The sequence below is a fragment of the Thioalkalivibrio sp. ALMg3 genome (assembly GCF_000381225.1).
GTDB classification, from domain to species: domain Bacteria; phylum Pseudomonadota; class Gammaproteobacteria; order Ectothiorhodospirales; family Ectothiorhodospiraceae; genus Thioalkalivibrio; species Thioalkalivibrio versutus.
On record NZ_KB906230.1, the window covers coordinates 45,725 to 60,335 of the forward strand.

At 68.9% G+C, this 14,611-nt stretch carries 13 protein-coding genes and 1 pseudogene; 5 read left to right on the plus strand and 9 right to left on the minus strand.

Annotated features, from left to right (window positions below; translation table 11 throughout):
• Positions 1 to 30: 30 nt before the first annotated feature.
• The 7 genes from F622_RS0111225 to F622_RS0111255 form a co-directional block, all read right to left on the minus strand.
• Entirely contained in the window at positions 31 to 600 is a 570-nt protein-coding gene (locus F622_RS0111225) for an invasion associated locus B family protein (RefSeq protein WP_019571990.1), read from the minus strand.
• A gap of 120 nt (positions 601 to 720) precedes the next feature.
• A complete protein-coding gene (locus tag F622_RS0111230) occupies positions 721 to 2,226 on the minus strand; it encodes a glycosyltransferase family 39 protein (RefSeq protein ID WP_019571991.1) in 1,506 nt (501 codons plus the stop codon).
• Positions 2,223 to 2,903, minus strand: a complete 681-nt coding sequence (locus F622_RS0111235) for an HAD-IB family hydrolase (protein WP_019571992.1) — start codon at positions 2,901 to 2,903, stop codon at positions 2,223 to 2,225. Before F622_RS0111235 ends, F622_RS0111230 begins: the two co-directional genes overlap by 4 nt.
• 286 nt (positions 2,904 to 3,189) lie before the next feature.
• The gene (locus F622_RS0111240; RefSeq protein ID WP_019571993.1) at positions 3,190 to 3,942 is read right to left on the minus strand and encodes an SDR family oxidoreductase; all 753 of its coding nucleotides are present in this window, start codon (positions 3,940 to 3,942) and stop codon (positions 3,190 to 3,192) included.
• Positions 3,943 to 3,947: 5 nt separating this feature from the next.
• Positions 3,948 to 5,246, minus strand: a complete 1,299-nt coding sequence (locus F622_RS0111245) for an FAD-binding oxidoreductase (protein ID WP_019571994.1) — start codon at positions 5,244 to 5,246, stop codon at positions 3,948 to 3,950.
• A 213-nt stretch (positions 5,247 to 5,459) separates the two neighbouring features.
• Positions 5,460 to 6,434: a lysylphosphatidylglycerol synthase transmembrane domain-containing protein gene (locus F622_RS0111250; RefSeq protein ID WP_019571995.1), complete on the minus strand. Its 975-nt coding sequence runs from the start codon at positions 6,432 to 6,434 to the stop codon at positions 5,460 to 5,462.
• Positions 6,431 to 7,309 carry a decaprenyl-phosphate phosphoribosyltransferase gene (locus tag F622_RS0111255; RefSeq protein WP_018177044.1) on the minus strand — a complete coding sequence of 293 codons (879 nt, stop codon included), beginning with the start codon at positions 7,307 to 7,309 and terminating at the stop codon, positions 6,431 to 6,433. Before F622_RS0111255 ends, F622_RS0111250 begins: the two co-directional genes overlap by 4 nt.
• 123 nt (positions 7,310 to 7,432) lie before the next feature.
• On the opposite strand from F622_RS0111255, the gene F622_RS0111260 reads away from it, so the two are divergent.
• The 4 genes from F622_RS0111260 to F622_RS0111275 are packed head-to-tail and all read left to right on the plus strand — an operon-like array spanning position 7,433 to position 10,332.
• Entirely contained in the window at positions 7,433 to 7,939 is a 507-nt protein-coding gene (locus F622_RS0111260; protein ID WP_018177045.1) for a hypothetical protein, read from the plus strand.
• 39 nt (positions 7,940 to 7,978) lie between these two features.
• Positions 7,979 to 8,869: an EamA family transporter gene (locus tag F622_RS0111265; RefSeq protein ID WP_018177046.1), complete on the plus strand. Its 891-nt coding sequence runs from the start codon at positions 7,979 to 7,981 to the stop codon at positions 8,867 to 8,869.
• A gap of 56 nt (positions 8,870 to 8,925) precedes the next feature.
• Positions 8,926 to 9,315 (plus strand): hypothetical protein, encoded by a 390-nt coding sequence (locus F622_RS0111270; protein ID WP_018177047.1) that lies wholly within the window; start codon positions 8,926 to 8,928, stop codon positions 9,313 to 9,315.
• A 33-nt stretch (positions 9,316 to 9,348) separates the two neighbouring features.
• Positions 9,349 to 10,332 carry an arsenic resistance protein gene (locus F622_RS0111275; RefSeq protein WP_019571996.1) on the plus strand — a complete coding sequence of 328 codons (984 nt, stop codon included), beginning with the start codon at positions 9,349 to 9,351 and terminating at the stop codon, positions 10,330 to 10,332.
• Positions 10,333 to 10,573: 241 nt separating this feature from the next.
• Here F622_RS0111275 and fdxA read toward each other — a convergent pair whose 3' ends face one another.
• Positions 10,574 to 10,897 (minus strand): ferredoxin FdxA, encoded by a 324-nt coding sequence (fdxA, locus tag F622_RS0111280; RefSeq protein ID WP_018168634.1) that lies wholly within the window; start codon positions 10,895 to 10,897, stop codon positions 10,574 to 10,576.
• A gap of 166 nt (positions 10,898 to 11,063) precedes the next feature.
• On the opposite strand from fdxA, the pseudogene F622_RS14305 reads away from it, so the two are divergent.
• Positions 11,064 to 11,692: pseudogene (locus F622_RS14305) on the plus strand (TolC family protein).
• Between the two features lie 15 nt (positions 11,693 to 11,707).
• On the opposite strand, the gene mutS reads toward F622_RS14305, so the two are convergent.
• Positions 11,708 to 14,305, minus strand: a complete 2,598-nt coding sequence (gene mutS / locus F622_RS0111290) for a DNA mismatch repair protein MutS (RefSeq protein WP_018177049.1) — start codon at positions 14,303 to 14,305, stop codon at positions 11,708 to 11,710.
• Positions 14,306 to 14,611 lie beyond the last annotated feature (306 nt).

The window sequence follows — 14,611 nt, forward strand, 5'->3', positions numbered from 1 at the left end:
GGCGGAGGTGCCGCGGTGATCCTGGCGCTCTTATCTCAGCTCGTTGCTGGCGTCGGTGAACCCCATCAAGGACACGTCAAAGACGAACGGTTGCTCCTGGTGCAGGGCGCGGAAGGCCACGGTCAGGGCCTGCCCGCCTCGGAGCGCGCTCATCTGCTGGCTGTTCAGTTCGCGTCCGGCGACACAGCCCTGCTGTACGCAGGTCACGTAGCCGGCGTCCATTTCCTCGCCCGCGTCATCGACCTGCATGCGGATACCGGGGCGCAGATCCACGCCCAGCGGCACCAGCACCTCGATCACATGCTGGTCACCTTCACGGCGGATGGTGGCCTGCAGAAACAGTCCCTGCGCCTGTTCGTCCTGAATCTGCAGGGTCTGCTGCATCTGGCAGCGCTCGCCGTTCGGGGTGTCGATGCAGGCGACCTCCCAGTCCTGGTAGACGGTGGTTTCCGGCTCCTGCTGCACGGGCTGCTGCGGTTGGCCGGGTTGTCCCATGTCCTGCGCCGCCCCCGGGGCGGCGAGGCCCGCGAGCAGCAAGGCAAGCAGGGCGATGGAGGGACCGCGGCGGACGCGGCGAACACACTGGATGGCCGTATGCATGAGTCGAGGTATCTCCGGTATTGAAATGACGCCCCTACTCTAGCGCGCCGCACAAGTCGGTGCCTCGAACCGGCTTCGGTTTCGGGGACGCGGTAGGCGCATTTCCCTCCCGTCCGTGGGTCAGCGGGTGTAGCGCTCGACGAAGTCGCAGCGGCCCTCGGGCAGCCAGTCCGGGAGGTCGTAGTAGCGCGCGAGCACGGGTTCCAGGACGCGATCGTGGTAGGCAGCGTAGTCGAAGCCGCGGCCCTCGGCGAGGGTCCAGGCGACGCCGCGGATGGTGACTTCGCGTATGCGCACCTCGTCGAAGAAGGGCTCCACCTGCGCCGGATCCAGCTCGCCGCGGGTGGGGACGTAGAGCAGGTTGGCACCGTCCAGCGCGCGGAAGTCGGTGAGCAGGTCGTCCTGGCGCCCGTAGTGCGAGCCGGGGCCGAACACCCCGACCTCGCGGCCGGCGTAGTAGCCCAGTACCGCCGAGCGCGAGTAGCTGCGGGTGAAGACGTGCCAGTCCGTGTCGTATTCGCCCACCACCCCGGCCACCGATTCCGGGGCCAGGTAGAACACGGCGTCGGCGTAGCGGTCCTGGCCCTTCAGCCATTCCACCGGCATCAGCGCGAGGGTCAGGATCGCGACGGCGTGCAGCATCGCGAGGGCCCCGGAGAGCCAGACGCCGAGCGTCAGCGAGCGTCGGGCCAGGAACAGCGCGGGCAGCAGCAGGAAGGGCGCGAAGGCGGCGAGCCAGTGCAGCCCGATGCTCTTGAACGGGGCGAGCAGGGCAAACAGGATCAGCGGGATCAGCCCGGCGGAGAGGAACACGCCCAGCTGGTGCTCGCGGATGCCGGCGGCCAGGGCGCGCCACTGGCGGGCGTAGAACCACAGCAGCCAGGGCGTGAACAGGTAGACGAGCAGGATCGCGTAGGTGAGCCAGTTGCCCGGGTCGAAGCCGCCGTCGCCATGCCGATTCACGACGTTGAACATCACGTTGTACCAGCAGTTGTCCCAGTTCCAGTACAGATTGAGGGCGACCGCCGGCACCACGCCGAGGATGATCAGCAAGAGGCCGCGCCAGTGTTGCCGCGCGAACAGCAGGATGTGCAGCCCCAGCGCGATGCCCAGGAGCACCGCGAAGTACTTGGACAGGAACGCCAGCCCCAGGGCCAGCCCGGCGAGCAGGAAATAGGCCGCGCGCCCGGTGCGCAGCGCCAGCCAGGCGAGGCCGGTGGCGAGCAGGGCGAACAGGATCAGCGGGGTGTCCGTCGCGGTGATGACCGCGATGAAGAACAGCGGCATGAACAGCGCCAGCAGCGAGACCAGGCGCGCCCGGACCGGATCGGTATGTCGCCACCAGAGAAAGACCGCAAGCGCCGGGGCCATGGAGGCGAAGATGCCCAGGGCGCGGATCGCCAGCGGATTGTCCGACAGCGGCAGGATGGCGCCGAGCCACCAGCCGATCATCGGCGGGTGGTCGTAATAGCCCAGATCCGGGTTATGGCCCCAGATGAGGAAATAGGCCTCGTCGCCGGTGATCGGCAGCGCCCATGCCATGCCGATCTTGACCAGCAGGACGGCCAGCAGGATCGCGCCGTAGTGGCGCGCGAGCCACGGCCACGCGGTGGGTGTCGGTCTCACTCGGGGGCACCCTCCAGGGCGGGTCCGTGGGCGCGCCGGAAGCGGCCCCGACGCAGCCGGTAGCCGCTGCGGGCCAGCTCCAGCATTGGCTGGTCGGCGTCGCTGTCGCCGTAGGCCGCGACCAGGTCCACCGGCTCCTCCGGGGGCAGGGTCGCCAGCCAGGCGGCGATGGCGGCCGGCTTGGCCGCGCCCCGGCAGTTGGTACCGTCGAGGCGCCCGGTCACGCGTTCGCTGTCATCGACCGCCAGGCGCGAGCTGACTACGCCGGCAAGGCCGTGGCGCTCGGCCCAGGGCTGCAGCCAGAGATCCAGCGAGGCGGACACCAGCACGCAGTCATGGCCCGCGGCCTGGTGGGCCTGGAGCGCGCGCATGCCCGCCGGGCGCAGCAGCCGGTCCAGGCGGCCCTCGGCGAACTCGCGGCCCTTTGCCTGCAGGTGGGCGAGGGTCTCGCCGGCCAGCATGCGGGTTAGCACGGCCTCCTTCGCATCCTGGTTGGAGAGGCGCTTCAGCGCCAGGCCGGTCAGGGCGGGGAGGCAGTCCGGCAGCCGGCGCAGGAATTCCACTGTCCCCAGCGCGTGGCGCAGGAAGGGGAACAGGCTGTCGCGCCGGGTCAGGGTGCCATCAAAATCGAACAGCACGATCTGCCGCGCGGGGCCGGGCCGGGTGGGGGCGGACATGGCTAGGGAAACACTGATCCATGTACACGCTCGCGCTCGAGTCGCTTTTGCGTGCGAACAAGGCGCGGTGACTGCCGTGCAGTCATTCTGCACAAGGGAACCGCAATGCCGTTCCCACGCAAAAGCGGCCGAGCCCCTGCATTCAATCGCTTGTGGGGTTGGCACCCCAGGTTCCCCGATCCTGCGTTGCGGCCCTTGCCGGTAGAACCACTACCGGCTGCGCACCGCGCCTGGTCTCGGCAAACCTGGGGTTCCAACGCGAGTGTGTACATGGATCAGTGTTTCCCTAGAGCTTGAGGCGCTTGAACAGGTATTCGGGGATCAGGCGGATGATGGTCATGATGACCCACCACTTGCCGGGCAGGTAGGCCACGTCGCGGCCACGGTGCATGGCGCGGATGATGCCCCGGGCGACCGTTTCCGGTTCGGCCCACAGGGCGCCGGCGCGGTTGAAGCCCTCGGTCATCGGGGTGCGCACGAAGCCGGGCTTGAGCGTGACCACGTCCACACCGCTGAAGAACAGCCGGTTGCGCAGGCCCTGCAGGTAGATCGCGAGCATGCCCTTCGCCGTGCCATAGGCGTAGTTGCTCTGGCGCCCGCGGTCGCCGGCGACCGAGCCGATGGCGGCGATCACGCCCCGGCCGCGGGCCTCGAAGTCCGGCGCGATGCGGGCGAGCAGGGCGATGGCGCTGGTGCCGTTGACGTGGATCGCCTCGAGGGTCCCGTCCACCGAGGCGTTGCAGGCGGCCTGGTCGGGCAGGGTGCCCCAGGCCAGCAGCACGCTGTCCACCTCGCCCAGGGCCTCCTGCGCCTGTTGCCAGATGGCGGCGTGGCCGTCGACGTCGGCCAGATCCGCCGTGGCGCCGAGGATGCGGGCGCCGTCCGGGTCGTCGCCACGCACCCGCAGGTCGGCCAGCAGGGCCTCCAGCGCCTCGCCGTCGCGGGCCACGCAGAACAGCCGGGCACCGGTATCCACCAACTCCCGCGCCGTCGCGGAGGCAATGGCCGAGGTGGCACCAAAGAGGACAACGTTCTTCATTGGGTTCATGCAGTCACCCTGCGCCAGAAGCCGGAGGAGAATTCGGGGTCCACATACTCGGCGAAGGCCTCCCAGCGGGGGAACCCCTGGCGGAAGACGTCGGCCGGCATGCGTGCGTCCTTCGCAGGGTACAGGGCACCGCCGGCCTCCTGCACGATCGCGTCCAGGCGCGCGAACAGGCGTTCGGTGTCGCGGCCCTTTTCCGGGAAGTCCAGCGCGAGCGTGGCACCCGGGCGCGGGAAGGACAGCAGGCCCGGCGCGGCGCGGTCGCCGAAGGTCTTGAGCACCGCGAGGAACGACCCCTGGCCACTGGCGGCGATGGCATCCAGCAGGGCCTGCACGCCGTCCTTTGAAGCCGCCGGCGGCAGCACGCACTGGTACTGGTAGAACCCGTCGTGACCGTAGATCCGGTTCCAGTGCCGGATCGCGTCCAGCGGGAACAGCCAGGGCAGGTGATGGACCGCGCGCGGGGTCGCGTGCACCGGCTGGCGGTAGTAGAGGTGGTTGAACGCGCGCAGGGTCAGGCGGTTGACCAGCGACACCGGCGGGTCCAGCGGGATGCTGCGGCGGTGTTCGTGCCAGGCGTCCTTGCGCGGCGCGGTGGTGGCATGGCGCCCGCCGCTGTAGATGCCGCGACCGACCCGGCCGCCCGCTCCCGGGTTCAGGCAGTCGATCCAGGCCACGGTGTAGGGCCACTCGCGCTCGGACTGGGCATTCAGCTCCCAGAATGCGTCCAGCGAGTCGAAGCGCTGCGACCAGGCGCGCATCCAGGCGCTGCGGATCGGGGCCAGTTGCAGGGTCACGGTCTCGATCAGGCCGGTCAGGCCCAGGCCGCCGACGGTCGCGGCGAACCAGTCGGGTGTGTTCTCGGGGGTGACCTCCAGCACCTGGCCATCGGAACGACGCAGGGTCAGGGCGCGTACATGGTCGCCGAAGCTGCCGGCCTGGTGGTGGTTCTTGCCGTGCACGTCATTGGCGACCGCACCCCCCAGGGTAACGAAGCGCGTGCCGGGCACCACCGGCGGGAACCAGCCGCGCGGCACGGCGAAGCGCAGCAGCGCATCCAGCGATACCCCGGCCTCGGCCGTCATCCGTCCCGTGGCCGCGTCGAAGGCCACGAAGCGATCCAGCCCCGGCGTGTGCAGCAGCGAGGCCTGGGGATTCAGGCAGACGTCGCCATAGCTGCGCCCCAGCCCGTGGGCGAGCAGCGGGCGCGGCACGTCGGGCAATGCCCGCCCGCGGCGACCGAGCGCGACCTCGGCCGCATGTTCCACCCGAGGGATGCGGTTCCAGCTGGCGGTCATGCCCTGGGCTCCACGCGCCCAATGTCCCCGTCATTGCGAGGCCCCGCAGGGGCCGCGGCACAAAAGCGCGTAGCGCGTTGAACGGCCGCAGGCCGGCCCGACGGGCGAGCGCAGCGAGTTATCGCCGTCTCCTGCCCCCAACGCCCGGAACAGCTTCGGGAGATTGCCACGGCCCCTGCGGGGCCTCGCAATGACGGGATTGGCATGGCGAGCCTAGCCATGGTGCGGGTCCGGGAGTTCGCGGCCGCGGGCCTCGGGGTTGGTGCCCAGCGCGATCAGGCCGAGGATCACCGCGAACCACAGCGTGGTGAAGCGGATCAGCATGGTCGCCGCGACCGCATCGGCCGGTGGCATGTCGGCCCATAGCAGCAGGGCGATCATCACCGCCTCGGTGCCGCCGAGCCCCCCCGGCAGGAAGCTCAGCGCGCCCGCCAGCATGGCCAGGGCGAACACGAACGCGGCAAAGGCGAACGTGGCCTCGAAGCCCATGGCGTTGAGGATCCACCAGAAGGCCAGGGCCTCCGCGCTCCAGGCGATCACGCTGAGCACGGTGGCGCCGGCCAGCAGGGCGGGCCGGTGGCAGCGCCGCGCCTGCAGCAGGACGGTAACCAGATGGTGCAGGGTGCGCCACAGACGCTGGCCCGGGCGGTCGCTCACGGTTTGCAGCCACGCCAGCGGCCGGCGCCAGGCGAGCACCACCAGCGCGGCCAGGATGCAGGCGGCACCGATCAGGATCAGCCAGGTGCCCTGGGCGACCAGGGTTAGTCCCAGCATGGACAGCAGCACCACCGCGATCAGGTCGGACAGGCGTTCGGAGACGAACGCCGCGAAGCTGTCGGGGTAGGGTACGTGGCGGCGTTTCAGCAGCACCCCGCGCAGGGCCTCCCCGGCCTTTCCGGGGGTGGTGGTCAGGGCAAAGCCGGCCACGTAGATGTGCAGGCTGGCGCGGGCCGGGACGGCATGGCCCAGGGTGCGCAGGTACAGCTGCCAGCGGGCAAAGCGCAGGCTGTAGTTCACCAGTGACAGCGCCAGGGCCAGCAGCAGTCCGCCGAAGCCCACCAGCTTGAGGGCGCGCCAGACCTCGTCCGCCCCGGCCCACAGGGCGACCCCGAGATACAGGGCGACGGCCACGATGATCGAGAACATCACGGCGCGCAGGCGCCAGCCGGAGAGCCGTACCGCGCTCATGCGAGCACGGCGATGGTGACCCCCAGCCACACCGCAACAGTGGCCAGCAGGTGGGGGTCGGTGACCAGGTCGCGCGAGGTGTCGTTGCCGCCGCCGCGGGCGTGCAGCAGGAACAGGTAGCGGAAGATGCCGTAGATCACGAACGGCAGGGTGTAGATCAGCCCGTCGGTGCCGTGCAGGGCCATGGTCTCCGCGCTGACGGTGTACAGGCCATAGGCGAGTACCGTGCAGGCGGCGCTGATGGAGGTGAACTGATCGAGCAGGCTGAGGCTGTAGTCGTCGAGCACGCGCCGCGGCCGATCGGTGTTGCCGCGGCGTTCGATGGTGTCGTCGGCCAGCTCCGCGCGGCGCTTGGCGAAGCCGAGAAACAGCGTCAGCATCAGGCCGCACAGCAGCAGCCACTGCGAGGGTTCGATGCCCAGGCCCAGGGTGCCGGCGAGGATGCGCAGCATGAAGCCGGCCGCGATGCTGAATACATCAAGGATCACGATGTGCTTCAGCGACCAGGAATAGGCGACGTTCAGCACCAGGTAGGTCAGGATCAGCGCGATGACCCAGGTGCTGACCATCGCCGCGAGGACCAGCGCGAGGACCGCCGCCGTTGCGAAGATTGCCCAGGCGGTGGGGACGCTGATCGCACCGCTGGCGATGGGGCGGTCGCGCTTGGTCGGATGCTGGCGGTCGGCCTCGACATCGACGATGTCGTTCAGCACGTACACGGCGCTGGCGATCGCGCAGAAGGCGAGGAAGGCGAGACTGGCCGCCAGCACCGTGCCGGGTTCGCCCCACTCGTGCGCGAACACCACGCCGAGGAACACGAACCCGTTCTTGATGTACTGGTGCGGGCGCAGCAGTTTGATCAGCGAATACAGCATGCAGGCGTCGGTCGTGAAGGTCGTTGCAGTCTACTGACGCACTCGATGCGTTACCATCGGCGGCGCTGAAGCGCGCCCGTGCTGCGCGCTCGATTCCATGTTTCGATTCGCAGGAGAACTGTCATGTCCCGTATCGCCCGATCCTTTCTGCCCGCCGTCCTGCTGGCCGCGGCCGGGCTTGTTGCCGGTTGCATGTCCGGCGGTGGCCCGGAGCCCGAGTTCGCCGAAGGCCAGCCCTTTCCCGAGCGCACCCTGAACGACCAGCACGGTAATCCGGTGGAGCTGCCGGGCAATGCCCGCGTGATCCTGAAGACCGTGGAGGCCGCGCCGGCCGGTATCGCCAATGCGGTTCTGAGTGGCATGACCGCCGAAGAACGCGAGGGCATCGTCTACATCGCCGACATCCACGAGATGCCGCCGCAGCCGATGCAGAACGTGGTGCTGCCGCGGATGCAGGCGCGTGACTATTCCATCGTGGTGACCTCCAGCGAGGCCGATGCCGGCTTCCTGCCGCATCAGCGCGAGCAGGCGACCGTGATCCTGCTGGACACCGAGGGTGTGGTGACCGGCGTCGGCCATGCCGGTAGCGAAGAGGCCCTGAAGGACATGCTCGACGGCGCGCACGAGTAAGCCCGCGCATGATGGGTTCGAACCGCGGCAGGGTCTGAGTTGGCGTTCTTTCTGGGCCTGCTGACGGCCCTGGGGTTTGGCGCCGGCGATTTCTTCGGCGGGCTGGCCTCGCGACGCATTCCGGCGCTGGTGGTGGCCTGCTATTCGCAGATCCTTGCGACCGCAGCCCTGTTGGTGATCGCCCTTCCGCTGGCGGGTCTGCCTGGAGCGCAGGCCCTGATCTGGGGTGGGGCCGCGGGGCTTGCCCTGGCGCTGGGCCTGCTGGCGTATTACCACGGCCTGGCCCAGGGTTCGATGGGGCTGGTCGCTGCGGTGACCGGGGTGATCTCGGCGCTGGTGCCGCTGCTGGTCGGACTCGCGCTGGGTGAACAGCCGGGGCTGCTGGCGTTGCTCGGGATCGCCGCGATCGTGATCGCGATCGGGATGATTTCTGGCGGGGCGCGCAAGGCGAGTCCGCGCAACCTGGATGAACCGGTACGTGGCCTGATGGCGCTGGCGAGGGGGGAGCATCCGGTTCGTGGCCTGCTCGACGCGGCGATCGCGGGGGCCTGCTTCGGTCTGATATTCGTGTTCCTCAACGAGGCCGAGGCCGGCTCGCCGCTGTGGCCGGTGGTCGCGACCTCGGCAGTGGGTGCCCTGGCCCTTCTGGTGGTGATGCTGATCCGCCGTCCGCAGCTGGGGATGAGCCGCTCGACCCTGGTGTTGCTGTCGCTGGCAGGTCTGTTACAGGCGGCGGCGACCGTAGCCTTCGTGGTCGCGGTGCGCATGGGCCTGTTGTCGATCATCGCGGTGGCCGGGGCGCTGTCCCCGGCGCCGACGGCGCTGATGGCGCGATTGTTCCAGGCCGAGCGCATGTCACGGGTGCAACTGGCCGGGTTCTTCTTTGCCCTTGTCGGTATCCTGCTCATCGTGCTGGGCGGGCCCGGATAGGCATCGGGCGAGTCTGATAAGTTGGTCCCCGTCATTCACGCCACAGGAGGTGCGAAGTGTCCGAAGATCCGAAACCGGAAGTTGTGCGCAGCAACGTGAGCGAGCCCACGCTCGGCCCGCGCAAGGATGGCACGATGGTCACCGTGGTATACGTGCTTTATCTGGTGAGCTTCCTGACCGCGCTGACCGCCATCGCCGGCCTGATCATCGCCTATATCAAGCGCGGCGAGGCCGATGCCGTCAGCGTCTCCCACTTCACCTACCAGATCCGCACGTTCTGGATCGGGCTGTTATTTGCCGTGCTCGGGGTCATCACGACGCCGATCGGCATTGGCTTCGTGATCTTCCTCGCCCTGGTGATCTGGCTGCTGGTGCGCTGCATCAAGGGCCTGCTGGCCAACAACGACAACCGCGCTATCGAGCAACCCGAAACCTGGCTCTGGTAAACGCCTTGTGTCGTGCCCGAGCCGCGTTCGCGGATGCGTGAGCGGCTGGAGCAGTATCAGGTCCTGATCTACCTGGTGACCATCGCCCTGGGGCTTTTCCTGGGAGTGTCCGCGCCGGGGGCCAGCGAGTGGCTGGATGTGGTGCTCTGGCCCGTACTCGGGGTGCTGCTGTACGCCACATTTACGCAGACGCCGCTGATCCACCTGGGTGAGGGGTTCCGCGAGCCGCGTTTGCTGCTGGCCGCGGTGATCGGCAATTTCGTGGTGATCCCGCCGCTGGTCTGGGCGATCCTCCAGGTGGCGCCGGGCGATCCGGCGATCCTGCTGGGGATCGCCCTCGTGCTGCTGGTGCCCTGCACCGACTGGTTCATCACCTTTACCCATCTCGGCGGCGGCGATACCCGCCGGGCCATCGCCTTCTCCCCCATTTCGCTCCTGCTGCAGCTGGCGCTGCTGCCGCTTTATCTGTGGCTGTTCTTTGGCGGTGAGTTCACCCTGGCGCTGGCTGGCGAGGACGTGCTGAAGGCCTTCGCGGGGTTGATCCTGGTCCCGCTGATCCTTGCCTATCTCACCGAACGCTGGGCCAACGACGACCCCGGCCGCGGACACCTGATCTCGGGCCTGGCCTGGCTGCCGGTCCCGTTGCTGGCCGTGGTGGTGTTCATCATCGCGGCCTCGCAGGTCAACACGGTGCTCGACGGGGCCGACATGCTGCTGCCGCTGCTACTGATCTTTGCCGGTTTCCTGGTGGTCGCGGCCCTGCTGGCGCGGGCCCTGGCCCAGGTGTTCGGCCTGCCGATAGCCGAAGGGCGGGTGCTCGCCTTCAGCCTCGGGTCGCGCAACTCCTTCGTGGTCCTGCCCATCGTGCTCGCCCTGCCGCAGGGGCTGGAACTCGCCGTGGTCGTGGTGGTGTTCCAGTCCCTGGTCGAGCTGGTCGGCATGGTGGTGTACTTGTGGTGGATTCCAGGCCACTTGTTCCCTGATCGCCCTGATCGCCCTGATCGCCCTGCTGCCTGAGGCGGCGCTTCCGAGCCCTGGATCGTCGTCGGGTCTTCCCGTACTGGGTCGATCATCAATGGCCTGCAGGGCAGCCTGCGGGAGGATGCTGCCGTCAGCGGAGGCGGCCGCGCATCGAGCACTTCCTGGCGCGGGTGCGTAGCAGGGCGGGTGGGCGTTGCGCGGGGCCAGTGGAGGAGCCGCTCCCCGGGTGGTGGCGCAGCTCCAGGCTGGCGGCTGGCTGGGACCGGTCTTGCCGGGGTTAGCGTTCCAGGTACTGGAGTTTGCCTTCCACGCCGTCCCAATCCTCGGCGTCGGCCGGCGGGTCCTTGCGCGCGGTGATGACCGGCCAGGTGCGGGCGAGTTCGGCGTTCAGTTCGATGAACTGCAGCTGGTCTTCGGGGACGTCGTCCTCCGGCACGATGGCTTCGGCCGGGCATTCCGGCTCGCACAGGGTGCAGTCGATGCATTCGTCGGGGTCGATGGCCAGGAAGTTCGGTCCTTCATGGAAGCAGTCGACCGGGCAGACCTCGACGCAATCGGTGTACTTGCACTTGATGCAGTTATCGAGAACGATGAAAGCCATGCTTGTCTCCCTTTGAATTCAGTCAGTTGACCGGGATTTTTGAGGCCCGGTCATGGTCGCGGCGGCACGTGTCCCTGGCCCTGCCGACAGGATATGGCGGCATTGTAACGCCTCCACCACCGGAGTCGTGAATCCCGGGCGCGGGCCGGCGTCATTTCGGGATCCGATGGGCTGCAACAGCCTTTACGGGATGGGTCGGTGGCGTCCCCGTGTGGCCCTCGTGCTGGCGGGCTGTGCGGTGGGGCCGGACTGCGAGCGCCCGGAGGTCGCCCTCCCGGAGGCGTGGCCGGGGGCGGTTGGCGAGCAGATGGACAAGGACTCCGCCGATGCCGAGTTCTGGTGGGAGAGGTTCGAGGACCCGCGGCTCGACCGCCTAGTGCGCGACGCCCTGGAGAACGACCTCGACGCTGGGATCGCCGCGGCCCGTGTGGTGCAGGCGCGGGCCGAATGGTTGCCGAGCCTGAATCTGGCGGCCCTGTTTGGGCAGGAGGCGAGCGGGTGGAGGCACGCCAGCGCGAGATGCGTGCCCGGATCGAGGTCCTTGACCTGGCGGAGCGGCGCTATCTCGGCGGCTTCGTGGGCTATCTGGAGGTGCTGGACGCGCGTCGCGCCCTGCTGGATGCGAGCCTGACCCTGACCGAGGCCTCGCGCGATCGGCTGGCGGCCACCGCGACGCTATTCCGTGCGCTGGGTGGCGGCTGGGACAGCGCGGCGATCCCGTCGGATGTGCTGGAAGATGGTGATCCGGACGATGCCGAGGAAGAGGCGGTCACGCCCGCGGATCCGGACGACTGACCCTCGACGCAGCGGCTACTTTTCGCGCAGGGCGTCTTTCATCCGATAGAGGGCATCCAGGGCCTCGCGAGGGGACATGTCGTCCGGATCCAGCGTGTCGAACAGGGCCTTCAGGGCGCGTGCCTCCGCTTCGTACGGCTCGGGTTCGGGTACGGCCACGTTGGCCGGGTCGGGCTTGGGCGTGAACAGCCCCAGTTGCGGCGAGTCGCTCTCGGCGGCGCGGTCCTCGAGCTCGCGCAGGTGCTGGCGCGCGAGCTTCAGGACATCGGCCGGTACCCCGGCCAGTTGCGCTACCTGCAGGCCGTAACTCTGATTGGCCGGCCCCTCGCGGACCTGGTGCAGGAACACGATGCTGTGCTCGTGTTCCATGGCATCGGTATGCACGTTGGCGACCGCGGGCTCGCGTTCGGCCAGCGCCGTCAGCTCGAAGTAGTGCGTGGCGAACAGGGTCAGGGCGCGATTGTGGCGCGCCAGGCGCTCGGCGCAGGCGAGCGCCAGGGCGAGGCCGTCGAAGGTGCTGGTGCCGCGGCCAATCTCGTCCATTAGCACCAGGCTCTCGGGGCCCGCGTTGTGCAGGATGTTGGCGGCCTCGGTCATTTCCACCATGAAGGTGGAGCGCCCGGAGGTCAGGTCGTCGGAGGCCCCGATGCGGGTGAAGATCCGGTCCACCGGCCCGATCTGTGCACGCGCGGCCGGAACGAAGCTGCCCATGCAGGCCAGCAGCACGATCAGCGCGGTCTGGCGCATGTAGGTGGACTTGCCGCCCATGTTGGGGCCGGTGATCACCAGCAGGCGGCGCTCTTCGGGATCCAGCTCGGTGTCGTTGGCGACGAAGGGCGCATCCAGGCCGGCCTCCACCACCGGGTGGCGACCCTGTTCGATGCGGATGCCGGGGTTCTCCACCAGTTCCGGGCAGTGCCAGTCCAGGCGCCTGGCCCGCTCGGCCAGACAGGCCAGGGCATCCAGTTCGGCCAGCGCGTCCGCAATCACGCGCAGACGCGGGGCGCGACCCTGGAGCTCGGCGATCAGGCCGTCGAACAGGGCGCGCTCGCGGGCCATGGCCTGCTCGCGGGCGGAGAGGATTTCGTCCTCGAAGCGCTTGAGTTCCTCGGTGGTGTAGCGCTCGGCGTTCTTCAGCGTCTGGCGGCGCATGAAGCGCCCGGGCAGCTCCGCCGAGCGCGTGCGCGAGACCTCGATGTAGTAGCCGTGCACGCGGTTGTAGGCGACCTTGAGCGTGGGGATGCCGGTGGCCTCGCGCTCGCGCGCCTCGATCTCGCGCAGGAACGAGTCGGCATCATTCTCCAGTGCGCGCAGGCGATCCAGTTCGGCATCGAAGCCGGCGCGGATCATGCCGCCGTCGGTGACGCGCAGCGGTGGCTCCTCGACCAGCGCGGCGGCCAGGGTCGCGCTCAGCTCGTCTTCCGGGGCCAGGGCGTCGTACAGCGCCTGCAGGGAGGCCGCGCTGGCGGCCAGCGGGGTCAGGACCTGGTGCAGGGGCGGCAGGCGTTCGAGGCTCGCGAGCAGGGCGGTCAGGTCGCGCGGCCGTGCGCTGCCGAGGACGATACGCGACAGGATGCGTTCGACATCCGCGCTGCCGGCCAGGGCCTCGCGCAGGGGCGCGGTGGCCCCCGACTCCAGAAGTCCGGTGATCGCGGTCTGGCGCTCGCGGATGATGGCGCGGTCGCGCAGTGGCTGGTGCAGCCACTGCAGCAGCCGGCGCGAACCCATCGCCGAGCGGGTGGTGTCCAGCAGGGCCAGCAGGGATCCGTGGCGTTCGCCGCCCAGGGTGCGGGTCAGCTCCAGGTTGCGGCGGGTGGCCGGGTCCAGCACCAGCATCTGGCTGCGCAGCTCGTGCGCCAGGCCGGTGATGTGCGCGAGATCCCCGCGATGGCGGTTCTGCACGTAGGCGAGCAGGGCGCCGGCCGCGGCGATGCCGAGATCCAGGCCGTCGCAGCCAAAGCCGGAGAGGTCCCGGGTGCCAAAGTGCGTGGTCAGGACCCGGCGGGCGGAGACACCGTCGAAATGCCAGTCGGCGTGGCGCTGCGGGGCGAAGCCCTCGATCCCGGGGATGGGCGCGGCCTGGTCGGGGATCAGGCATTCCACCGGGTCCAGCCGTGCCAGCTCGGCGGCCAGTTCGGTCGCGTCGCGCACCTCCAGCAGGCGGAACTGGCCGGAGGCGAACTCCAGGCTGGCAATCCCGTAGCCCTCCTTGCGGCCCTTGATCGCGGCCGAGCCGGCGGGGCACACCGCGACCATCCGGTTGATGCTGCGGGCCTCCAGCAGGGCCTCTTCGGTGACCGTACCGGGGGTGACAATGCGCACGACCTCGCGCTTGACCGGGCCCTTCTGTTCTCCGACAGCGCCGGTCTGCTCGCAGATGGCCACGCTCTCGCCCAGCTTCAGCAGGCGCGCGAGATAGCTCTCCAGCGTGTGCACCGGGATCCCGGCCATGGGGATCGGCTGTCCGGCCGATTCGCCACGCCGGGTCAGGGTGATATCGAGCAGTCCCGCGGCGCGCTCGGCGTCATCATGGAACAGCTCGTAGAAATCACCCATGCGGTAGAGCAGCAGCGTATCCGGGTACTCGGCCTTGATACCGAGGTACTGCTGCATCATCGGGGTGTGTGCGGAAAGTGGCGTCTTGTCAGTCACTTGTTAGCGGCTGTCCAAAAAATCGGGATTTGCAATCAGACATTTGTCCAATGCTCGGTGGTTCGCCGCGCACGGTATCACGCGCGCGGCGGCATCGGTTGGCACCCCCCCCGGTGCTCCCGTGCGGGCTCCGTACCCCAACGAGAAACGCCCCGGCCTCTCAGGGGGAGAAGGCACGGGGCGCCGAGCACACAGGGGGGTGGTGCTCTTCAGTCACGCTATCCGGCGCACATCAGGACCGCAAGCAGGCCAACTAACGTTCCACAC